5 protein-coding genes and 1 pseudogene are annotated in these 11,750 nt (G+C 49.8%); all 6 read right to left on the minus strand.

What is annotated here, in order from left to right; translation table 11 throughout:
• Positions 1–186: 186 nt before the first annotated feature.
• Positions 187–6,093, minus strand: a complete 5,907-nt coding sequence (locus P0X86_RS17375) for an S-layer homology domain-containing protein (protein WP_277746013.1) — start codon at positions 6,091–6,093, stop codon at positions 187–189.
• Positions 6,094–6,237: 144 nt separating this feature from the next.
• Positions 6,238–7,507 (minus strand): annotated as a pseudogene (locus P0X86_RS17380) (cytosine deaminase).
• Positions 7,476–8,753: a cytosine permease gene (gene codB / locus P0X86_RS17385; protein ID WP_096773937.1), complete on the minus strand. Its 1,278-nt coding sequence runs from the start codon at positions 8,751–8,753 to the stop codon at positions 7,476–7,478. Before codB ends, P0X86_RS17380 begins: the two are co-directional and overlap by 32 nt.
• Positions 8,754–9,182: 429 nt before the next feature.
• Entirely contained in the window at positions 9,183–9,806 is a 624-nt protein-coding gene (gene rplD, locus P0X86_RS17390; RefSeq protein WP_096773938.1) for a 50S ribosomal protein L4, read from the minus strand.
• A 411-nt stretch (positions 9,807–10,217) separates the two neighbouring features.
• On the minus strand, positions 10,218–10,481 hold the full coding sequence (locus P0X86_RS17395) for a CD3324 family protein (RefSeq protein WP_277746014.1): 264 nt from the start codon (positions 10,479–10,481) through the stop codon (positions 10,218–10,220).
• A 164-nt stretch (positions 10,482–10,645) separates the two neighbouring features.
• Positions 10,646–11,686 carry a Cfr family 23S rRNA (adenine(2503)-C(8))-methyltransferase gene (locus tag P0X86_RS17400; protein ID WP_096773940.1) on the minus strand — a complete coding sequence of 347 codons (1,041 nt, stop codon included), beginning with the start codon at positions 11,684–11,686 and terminating at the stop codon, positions 10,646–10,648.
• Positions 11,687–11,750: the final 64 nt, after the last annotated feature.

The following is an 11,750-nucleotide window of genomic DNA, read 5'->3' on the forward strand; positions in this document are numbered from 1 at the left end:
TCAAGAGCTTGCAGCAATAAGACAAACTAGCCTCGATTCTCGCAATCTCTTATGCATGTATATTCTTGAAATCAAGTGCTTACAAGAATACAAGCAACAAAATAAGAACGGGAAGTTTCTCCCGTTCTTATTTTGTGAGCACTTCTAATTCATGTCTTTTTGCCTGATCCGCATGTTTTCTTTTGTTTATGAGGCTTCCCGGCTTTTGACCAGGTAATTGTACATCAGTTCGGCTGCCATTGCCCGATTGGTAACGGCCTTTGGAGACAGCTTGCCTCCGCCGGTGCCTTGAATCAATTTGGCTTCAAGCATGAAATCCATCGCTTCCCGCGCATAACCGGATACGTCCTTCGCATCGGAATAACGATCCATGCCGTCTCCTCCGCCCGGCAACTCGCTTCCGGCCGCTTCCATCATCGCATGAAGCATGACGACCATATCCTGACGCGTGATCGAGTCCTCCGGTCTAAACCGGTTATCTCCCGTTCCATGAACCAGTCCCAGCTGCTTCGCAGTGGACAAATACGGCGTATAGTACCTGCTCCCCGCATCTGCAAAATTCATGGCGTCATCCGTTTTCCCTGGTTTGAAGCCGAAGGCATTCATGGCCATGACCAGGAAATCGGCCCGGCTGATCTTCTCCTGCGGAAGATATCGCCCTCCGCCTGCACCTTTTACAACGTCCCTGGCAGTGAGGTAATGAACGGCGTCCGCATACCAGCTGCGCGGGTCTATATCCCGGTAAGATACTTGCTTATATGCGATCGCATACGTGCCAAGCTTGCCCGTTTCAAAGGTCAGGGTACGATGCTCGACATTGTAATAACCGTTTAGGACAGCGGATACGGATCCCATTGCATTGAGTTCCCACGCGACCAGCTGATCCAATCGCTCGTCAGCCTTGGCCTCATAATGGAGCGATACCTTTACAGGTGTGCTGCTTCCCGGCCACTCCACCGTCTTGCCATCGATCTGCAGCAGCAGCTCGACGATCGGTCTGTTCCCAATCCAGGCAAGTCGGTCCCCGGAAAGCTCGCCTTGATTGCCCGGACGAATCACGAGGCCCGTGAACTGCCCTGCTTCCTTCAGATTGTTCAGCATATTGGAAGGCACCTTCACGGTTGCCAGTGGCGTAACGATTTCGATCCGTTCCCGTGCGTGGTTCCGGTTCAGGTACGCTGACGGTACCTGGATGACGATTTCGCCGTTAAACGTTCGTGCGCTTTCGTCCAGTTGAATCGTGACGGTCTTAATTCCCCGCCCATCTGCTGTCACGCTTTCGAAGGCTTCGCTGAGCTCCAATTCGCCGATGGCTGCCTGAGCCTTCCGACCGTTTATCGCGACTTCCGCCATAATCGTTCCCGGTCTGGAAGCTCCAGTGGTCGGCGGTGTGGCACCTGGCTTGCTTGGGCCCGGTTGATTGATGCCGCCTCCATTATTGCCGTTGTTTCCATTGTTTCCGTTATTGCCGTTATTGCCGCCACCGCCATTGTTTCCGCCGCCGTCATTGCCGCCACCCGGAGGCGAGGATTTCTTTGTGGTCGTAAAACGATAGATTGGACTAAGCTGCCTGGCCCCGAATTCATCGGTAATATCCATATACCAATAATATGTCTCATCGGCTTCTCGTCCATTCCATACGGCAGAAGCAATTTCTCCGGACTTCACGTCTTTTTGCTCGCCAATCAGCGTATCTTTGTACACATTGACCGCGAAATAATCGGTTGCCACCCGTTTTTGAATATCCCTGAACGCAAACGGCTCCGTAAAATCCTCAATGGCGTCGTCAAAGAAATTATAATCGTCCAAGTAAGGCGAATACGTATCCACGTCCAGCGTGCCGGAGGTTGGATCGAATTTCAGCAGACGCAGATAACCGCTTCCTCCGTTCGGCCCTCCCTGATAATCCGCCAGCATTTCAATGACCTGTCTTGACGATCCGTCCGGATGCGTCACCGTTTTCACGACCCGGTTGGCAGCATGATAATGGCCGCTTAGCACCAGCTGCACGTTTTTGTTCGGCGCAATGACCTGGTCAAAAACGCGCTGCGCCATACTGGACAAGGTTCCGTTGCTCTCCAGATAAGCGTGCATGCCCACGATCGCGATGCGGTCCGCATGCTTCTTCAGCACCTCGTTGGCCCAAGCGATCGTCTCCGGTGTATCCTCCAGCCCGAAGCCGATATAGAGGAAAATAAAGTCGTGGCCTCCGAACGACACGAGGTCGTAATGGTTGCGGTTGTTATCCATTTCGCCGCCATACCATGGATTGTTCTTGTACCGGTCGGCCCCGACATATTTCCCGTAGTAGGAGTAGTCCACGCCGTCAATGATGACGTCGTGATTGCCCGCCAGCACGCCATACGGTACGCCCGCTTCGTCCAGCTTCTTCAAATTCCGGTCGGCTACGGCCCACTGCTTCTCGTCGTCGGCCACGTTCACGATGTCGCCGGTATGGATCACATAACTGAACAAGCCCTTCTCATATTCTTCCGTGATCCAATCGCCCAGCTTATCGAAAATGTCCGGGTACGATTCCGCGTAATACTGGGTATCCGTAAACCATAAAATGTTGAACGGCGCATTCGCGCTCTTCACTTCATCTTGGACCATGGCCTGGATTTTGCCGTTTCGCACGTAACGGCTAGGATCCACTTCCGCTGTCAAGACGATGTCGGATTCGGCTTCGTCACCGGTGGCCGACTTCAGTGCCGTCCACTTTCCGCTCTCATAATCCCAAGCATACAGCGTCACGATACGGCCCGGAAGCGTGCGCCCTTGCCAGTGCAGCTCTACGGTATCCTGTTCCGACCATGCTTCGTCCAGCTCGATTTCGAATCGATGATAAGGGAACCCGGAATCCGTATCCGTGATAAGATACTCACCGTCCGGATAAGCCATTTTCTCGGCTTCCTCCTTGCCGATCCCTTTCTCTCCGTCCGGCGCCAGCACGAGCGGAGGCTCCCGGTCTACAACGTTGAAATGGCCTTCGATCCCGTCTTCGCGGGCAAAGTCATATTTATCCCCTTCCAAGAAGCGAACGTCCATCGAATCTCCGCTCGGATCGCTGAGTCGTGCTCTTAGGCTCGGATTCAAACCCACCTTCTCCGCGAAATCGGCTGGGGAAACCTCGCCCGGAAGAAGAGGTTTCTCCTCTTCGATCATAAAGGTGCGGGAAATCTCCGCCGAATTGCCGGCCCCGTCGAGTACGGTCACATTCAGAATATGCTCGCCCGGCGAAAGCAGCGTGGAAGATGTTTCATAAGGTAGCGTGATTGGCTCGCCATCTAGCTCCGCCGTAATGCCCGTTACGCCTGTTAAGTTATCTGAAGCGACCACATCCAGCATGAACGGCCCTTTGAGCTGTATGGCGTCGGTCAATAATTGCCCTTCCCCATACGATATCCCTTCAATCTCGGGTGCGGTGTTGTCGACAGTCACGTCGACGGACTGGAAGACTTGACCGTTCACCGACATGCTCAGCGGATATACCCCGTCCTTTACCGAAGCGGTGTCGAGCTCGGCATATCTTGCCGTGAACTTGTCTTGCGGAATCGGAAAATGGAAGTCGCTGATCATCGGCTTGTTCGGGTTGCTGCCGTAATCCGCATCGCCGAATCCGTAGTACGTATCCTCCCGGTAATCCACGGTCGACTGCCCAAGGTTGCCCAGGTAGTTCAGTACCTTATCCGGTTTGACCACCGAACCGTCCGGCAGCACAAGATGTAGATTCATCACTTCAAAATCATCATGGTTGTTCTTGCCGAATACCTTGTCATGGTCTTTGACTTGATATGGCGCATTCTCATTTCCGGTATGCACGGAAACCGTTGTCCCGGTGACGAACAGGTCAGGAGCCATATCGAACATCGACCAGGCGCCGTCGATGTATTTGGGCAGGATGCGGCTGAAAAATACCGTCTCCCCGCTTGCATCCAGCGCGCTTGCCGACGCTTGGTAAATCTGATCGATCCCCCGGGTCTGCATGCCCAGCTGTACCTTACCCGGCAGTGCCTTGCGAAGCGGCAGCGGATAGGCCTCAAAGCGAACTTCGATGTCGTCTTCAGCCCGGGAGCCGTAAGCATAGAAGGATGACTTTCCGCTGATCATGCTGCCGTTTGATAAGGACAACCCCGGCTCCGGCAGCTCCGTTCCCGTATTCTCTTCGTTAACCGTTAGCAAGCCGCCTCGGGAGTTATATGGAACCCGCGTGCGGTTGCCGCTGCCGTCGGCAGCTTCAATGATATACCGATAGACGCCGATCTCATTTAGCGTGATCGTGCCTTGATAGACGTAAAGTCCATCATCTTGGGACGCAAGCGTCAGCGCATGCTTGTCCGTAAACGCTGTCGGCTCCTCGGAAGCCGCTCCAATCAGCACTTCAATGGAAGCAAGGGGCTCATCGCTGATCACGGAAACCGGATAAGCCTGTCCCTGGCCCAAGTTATAGGCGGTCTGCTCATGCTGCAGCGTCGGGGCAATCATGTCGACACCTGCAACAGGCGGCACCTGAACCGGATCAATGCTGCCAGGATTGGCGTACATCCGGTTATCCAGGCGTTTCATGGTCGTTCCTGCATCCGGATAGGCATATCGAACGACCGCATTGCGGACGTCGTTGACCAGCCTGTCCGGGCTGTCCGGAGCGCTGGGATCGTACCAGGCCTGTACGATGTACGAATTGGCCTGTCCCGGCGCGGACAAGGCGATCCCTCGATGCAGCGAATTCGGAAGATTGAAATCCGAAGCTTTCGAATTATCGTAGAAAATAATATCGTTGTCGTTCAGCATGCTGTTAAAATGCAGATTGAAGTCCGCCGTCGTCGTATAACCCTTGCCGTTAGCCACCGCTTCCTTCGCGAACCAGATAACCGCTGCGCTGTACGGCTCGATCGAGGTATGATCCGGTACCTTCCAGCTCTTAGGCGCCGTTGTGCCCGGATATAGATACCAGAGGGTGTAATCCTTGAGGTCCAAAACCTGATCCGAGTTATTGTAGATTTCAACGTATTCGTATTGGTTGCCGCTTCCCCACCGGTAATCCCCGGCCGGGTTCGGAAGAATTTCGGTGATTAGAATACGCGGTACGTCCCCGCCTGCAGAAGCTCCGGTTAAAGCCGTTTCATAATCGACGGATCTCGACTGCTGAAGTCCATCCGCTGCCTCGATATAATACTGCAGCTTATCCCCGGTCAACTGATCGGCCGGAATGACCGCATCGAATTGATCACCGCCCCGATCGATCATGTCGATCTGGCTGTAGGGACTATGGACCGCCGTTTTGTAATACATCTTAACTACCAGCGCATCTCCGTCCGCGTCATAGACGCTTGCGCTGACGGTCAGCGGCTGTGTCCGCTCGGTAAAGGCAATGGGCGTGTGATTGATTTCCGGCGCACGATTGTCAAGCGGCGATAGCTGGCCCAAGTCAACGATTCCGGCGCTAGGCGCAGCTTCCCTGGCGTAAGGAATCATCGCCGAACCGCCGGGAGGCAGCTGAAGATGTACACTCTTGCCGTCGCCGACATCATTGGCAGTATAATAGAAGCCGCTGATCACGGCGGCGTCGTCGCCTTTTCGGGTTATGTATAAGCCGCGGTCCGTATTGTTGAGGCCATCCTGTCCCCGAAGCTTGAATACCGGTACCTGGTCGGGAATCGAATGATACCGGCGGAAATCGGATTCCGTCAGGGCAGCGGCTGCTCCGGTAATGGATGAGCTTGTCCGTTCCACCCAGAGCACGGCCGGGCTGTCCGCCGGGATGACCACCCCATCCGGATTGCCGTATACGGTGTCCGTTACCGTCAACGTCTTCACGCCCGTATTGTAGTCGTAACGCATGTTGAATTCGTCATTAAACGAGATCGGCGCTCCCGAATGATTGTAAACCTCCACATATTCGAACAGGTCGGCCCCGCCCGCGCCTTCGATCGTCTGCTGATTCGACCGGTCATCGGGATAAATTTCCGAGATCAACACCGGCATTGCTCCCGAAGGGGCCGCATAGGCCGAGTTGCTTGCAAGCGCAAGCTCAAACAAGCTGCTGCCAATCAGTATGCCGGATAATAATCCGGCGATCCATTTTCGCTTCATGTGCTCCTCCTATTTGCTTTATTTCTCTAAAATCCTAAAGCATAAGGGTCAAGCGAATATTAAATGTAATTGCGTGTTTCGTAAACGAATTCTGAATAAAAAAAAGCCATCGCTAAGAACGCGATAGCTTTAAACTTCATTTCATTATTTATTGAAAGTGACCTTCTCCGAACCGCCCTCAAGAATGATCGACGTGTCCCGCGGCTTCGTTTCGGCGATTTTGCGGCCGCCTCTGAACGAGTAGAGCACTCCGGCCTGTTTGCGTATAGCCTCATATTCGTTCTCGGCTTCAAGAACGATGAAGTTCGCAGGCTTGCCTTCTTCAATACCGTACACGTCCTCGATATGCAGCGTTCTTGCACTGTTTTTCGTAATGAGATCGATCGAATTCACGATTTGATCGTAACCGAGCAACTGCGAAGCATGGATGCCCATGTGCAGCACCTGAAGCATGTTGCCCGTGCCTAGCGGATACCATGGATCAAAGATATCATCGTGACCGAAGCATACATTAAGACCGGCTTCCTGAAGCTCTTTGACGCGAGTCAGCCCTCTTCTTTTCGGATATGTGTCAAAGCGTCCCTTGCAGGTGGATGTTGACCAGAGGATTGGAGACGAAATTGAGGTCCGCCATCTTCAGCAATCTGAACAATTTGTAGGTATATGCATCATTGTACGACCCCATCGCCGTCGTGTGGCTTGCCGTGGTGCGGGAGCCCAGCCCGCGTTCGTAGGCTTCTTTGGCGACGACTTCCACGAAACGGGATTGCTCGTCATCAATCTCGTCGCAATGGATGTCGATGAGACGGTCGTATTTTTCGGCGAGGTCAAACGCAACCTTCATCGATTCAACGCCATATTCCCTCGTGAATTCGAAGTGCGGAATGCCCCCAACCACGTCAACGCCCATTTTCAGCGACTCCTCCAGCAATTCCGCGCCGTTCGGGTAGGAGTGAATGCCTTCCTGCGGAAAAGCGACAAGCTGAATATCGATGTATGGTGCCATTTCTTCTTTCACTTCAAGCATCGCTTTTACCGCGTTCAAGCTTGGATCGGTGACGTCCACATGCGTTCGTACATGCTGGATGCCCTGTGCCATCTGCCACTTCAGTGCCGTTTTGGAGCGCGTCTTGACGTCTTCATGCGTCAGGAATGCCTTGCGTTCAGACCAACGCTGAATGCCTTCGAACAGCGTTCCGCTTAAATTCCATTCCGGCTCGCCTGCCGTTAACGTTGTATCCAGATGAATGTGAGGCTCAATGAACGGCGGCAGCACAAGCGAGCCGCCCACGTCAATGACTTCCTCATTCGCCGTTGCTTCCAGCGACTGCGTGATTAGCTCAAACCTTCCGTCTTTCACGACGATATTCCACAAACCTTCTTTACCCCGCAATTTTGCGTTCTGTATAATCATTGTTTTTCCCCTTTTCTTTGGATTCTTTTGCAGGAGCGATCAGCATCAACACAATGTAGGCCACCGCCGTACCGATTAGTGCGTTCAATGGCGTTATGCCTGGAGCAAGCTGGGCGAACGCCACGCCGATAGCCCAAGCCAGCATCGCTATCCAGTTTACCTTCTTGAAAGTCATGTCGGCAAATGGCTTATAGTTTCTGCGCTTCACAAAAAAGTAGTCCGCGATGATGATGGCCCCGATGGACGGTACCGCCGCGCCCAGCACATTGAGGAACCCGACGAAATTGTTGTACATCCACATGGCAAATAGGGTACCCACGATGCCGTTTACGATGACGAAGAATTTTTTCGATATTTTTGTGATGTTGGCAAATCCCAGTCCGGAAGCGTAAAGAGCGTTATCATTGGTCGTCCAAATATTCAACCCCAGTACGATGATCGCGGGAATGATCAGCCCTTGCAGGAACATGACCTCCGAGATATCTGCCAGGTTATAAGCCATGGCGCCAACCGCACCGAACAGGAACATGAGCGAATTCCCCAGGAAGAACGCTATGACCGTGGCGGTAACCGCCTGCCTCGACGTCCGGGAGAACCGTGCAAAATCGGGCGTCAAGGTTCCACCGCTAATGAATGAGCCGATACAAATGGTCAGGGCCGCTGCCGCGGTCAGTGTCTGTTCAGGCGTGTAATCGAGCAAGCCTTGCAGACCGCCCAGCATATCTGCGCCTTTGAACATGGAGTAACTGCCGAGAATGGTAATGGCCGGAACCGCGATATAACCCAGAATGACCAGCGACTTCATGCCGAAGATGGCCGATGCCGTCATCGCGAGACCAAACAGGAAGATCAAAAGGTACACGTTCCAATCCATCGCTTTGGCAACCGGAATCGCGAACATGGCCACGCCGACGCCGAACCATCCGACCTGCGTGAAGCCAAGCAGGAATGATGGCAGGTACGAGCCTTTCTCACCGAACGCGTATTTTGCCAGCAAATGCGTGGAAAGGCCCGTTTTTGCAGCGATATGTGCCAGCGCTCCTGTGTAGATACCGAGTGCCAAATTACCCGCAAGCACGATTCCAATAAACTCCATGAACGTCAAGCCGACTCCGAGCGTCCCTCCCGCTAGCATGCTTGCCGAAAAGAATGTGAACCCTAACATAACGGATAACGTCTTCCAAAAATGGTTTCTCTGCGTTTTCGGTACCGCTTGCCACGAAAACTCTTGATCTTGTTTGCTCATCAGAATACCTCCAGGTTAAAGTGTTCTGATACCAAAGAAGCAGAAAAAAGAGGCTACTCGTCAAGTCTTCACTGACAAGTAGCCTCTTTCATTACATCATAACCCGCGCGAAGACGCAGAGCATCCCTGACGGAATACGCTCTGAATCACGCGTGATTATAAAAATCCGCTGCCCTTGCCAGCCTCTCTGGACTGAATTAAAGGTACCAGTATTCAATTACATTCTATTATTTTGGAAAAGCCTGCAGTTGTCAATGTTATAATTATCCAATGGTTAAAATCCTCTTAAGTATCTTTAATGCGGAAGGATATCGTAAAACTCAAGAGCACGAAGATAAATTGGAGAGACAAAGCCAATAAGATCGTTGTTCTGCGACTCTAGTAGTTCATATGGTTTTGTACTTTTCTTCATCACTCCACGTGTACTTATTAGGTATAGATTTCTGTAACTATTCTAATTGCATCCTTAGCTATGATGAACGAATCACAATTAAGAACATCATATACATTCAGCGATTTGGCATCAGTTGTCTGCACATCCGGAATGTTATTTGCACTTTTATACACGATTTGATCCGCCTCAGGTGTTACAATAAGCACTTTCTTATTGGCATAAAGAGCTGTAAGCATGGCAATGATCGATTTTGTCCTGTAAGTTTCAAGTTTAATACGGTCAACTACGATGAGTTCGTTATCTTGCACCTTGGCGGATAAAGCTGATTTAATCGCAAGACGTTTAACCTTTTTATTAAGGCTATAACCATAGTCACGAGGTTTGGGACCAAACGCAATCCCTCCGTGACGCCAGTGCGGCATCCGAATGGAACCCGCCCTCGATCTGTCAATTTTATTTTGCTTATAGGGTTTTCTACCTCCACCTCTAACTTCGCCGCGGGTTAAAGTCGAATGTGTCCCACGTCGCTTGTTCGCTAGATGGTTAACAACAGCTTCATGCAGTACCGATTTGTTGGGAATCACCCCGAAGATGGATTCTTCAAGCTCCATCTCGCCCGTAATTTTACCTTCCATATTATAAATAGAAACGTTTAACAATCTTAGCTACCTCCTGATTATCATCATAAATATGTGGATTTTTTATGGGAACGTATAGCTCAATAGTGAGCAGAAATAATGATAATCAGTTGTTTTGTTAGATTTAGAATATCAACTTTTTCTTCCTGCTCACTTATACTGCAATCGAAGTATTTACGATAACATCCATCACTTCGACCCCCTCCTGATACATTTTTTAAATGGGTTATCCCCATGTTTCTCTTACATCTTCACGATAACAGATCGAAAATGTATGCTCTATATACAAAACGATGCTGTAGTATTTTTTATTCGTTAACGTAAGCTGCATCACATATAAGTGGCTGCTCTGATGTCCCGTTTTTTTGCATTAAAAAATCCCTTCAAGTAACAGTGCTGGATTTTAGCACGCTTGAAGGGATTCGTAGGTAATTATTTCTGATAAATTATTTTTCTGATAGCGTAGGTTGATAAAAAGAATGATTCTGAGAGTTCCTCGACTGAAGCGCCAGATAAATACGCACCCACGATAGCATCATTTCTTTGGTTAATTTCTTTTCGTGCGCCAGACAGCTCTCCCCAGACTTTAAATTCATTTTTTCTAGCTGGTATATAGAGGTATTCGCCTTGGACATATTCCTGTGATTGTTCTACTAGTTCCTCCGGCAAGACGACAGAAGCATTAATATATCTCACGAACGACTCACTCCTTGAAATTATTGTTCAAGCAGCAAAGCCAGTTTCTATTTTGTTGGCTGCTCCATGCAAATACTCAAAACCGGCTCTGCATGGAGAATCACATGTGTTATAGATGTATTTTTTAAGAACATTGTATTCCTCCTGGTTAGTTGATCGACTTATTAAATGTTACCGTTTGATCCATATAGTTGACCGCATGCTGCGTTGATGTCTGATCCGAATTGGGTCCTCACGGTGACATGGATTCCCTTTGACTTCAAGATTCTAAGGAACATATTGATGCTGTTCTGATCCGACTCTACAAAACTTTGTGATGTGGCATCAGTGGAATTGTATGGAATTAGATTGACGTGATATAAATGTTCCCACGACCCTCTTCCACGCAACAAATCAGCAACGGCTTCAGCATGTTTAGTTGAATCGTTGATACCCCTTAGCAGGATATAAGCAATGTAAACCTTTCGCTTTGTTTGCTGAATATGCTCGTCCAACACGGTCATAACTTCTTCTAATGGAAAATGATTGTTAATGGGCATTAACTCGCTTCGCTGATCATGAAATGGTGAATGAAGCGAGAACGTTAAATTAATCTGTGGAAATTCCTTCGTCAACTTTTTTACTCCAGGTAATAAACCTATGGTAGAAACCGTAATCCTTCGATGTCCTAAACCGAAAAGTTTAGGATCCGTCAGCACATGCAAAGCATCAAATACATAGGGATTTGCAAGTGCCTCTCCCATTCCCATAAAAGACACACTGTCCAAGGGATGGTTATTCAAAGTAAAATAAAGCAGTTGATCCGTTATTTCATCCGTTGTAAGATTCCTCTTCAAACCGAGTGTTCCCGTAGCGCAAAATGTACAACCAAATCCGCAGCCGCACTGCGAAGAGATACAATAGGATTCCCAGCCCGTTTGATAACTTAACCTTACGGATTCAATGTATTCATCGCCTGGGATAGCAAACAAAATTTTGCTAACTTGGTTGGATTTCTGCTCCATTTTTGGTGTGATGCTTAACACATTGTTTCCAAGCTCTTTGATTAATTCATTTCTTACAGGCTTAGGCAAATTGTTCATTGCTTCGAAATTTCCGATCTTGTTCTTGAAGATTGCCTCTGCTATTTGCGAATATCTATAATTCGGTTGATTTAGAGCCGATAAGATCTTACGTATTTTTTCATACTTAGATAAATGCTTCATTTCTATCTCCCTTTAAACGGAGAAAACGCAAAAAAGCACCAGCTTACCGGTGCTTTTTTGCGTA

The organism is Paenibacillus sp. BR1-192, assembly GCF_029542445.1.
Taxonomy (GTDB): domain Bacteria; phylum Bacillota; class Bacilli; order Paenibacillales; family Paenibacillaceae; genus Paenibacillus_AQ; species Paenibacillus_AQ lautus_A.

Excerpts from the sequence above, each read along its gene's own strand:
- P0X86_RS17375 (WP_277746013.1), bottom strand. The coding sequence starts at position 6,093 with ATGAAGCGAAAATGGATCGCCGGATTATTATCCGGCATACTGATTGGC.
- codB (WP_096773937.1), bottom strand. The coding sequence starts at position 8,753 with ATGAGCAAACAAGATCAAGAGTTTTCGTGGCAAGCGGTACCGAAAACG.
- P0X86_RS17400 (WP_096773940.1), bottom strand. The coding sequence starts at position 11,686 with ATGAAGCATTTATCTAAGTATGAAAAAATACGTAAGATCTTATCGGCT.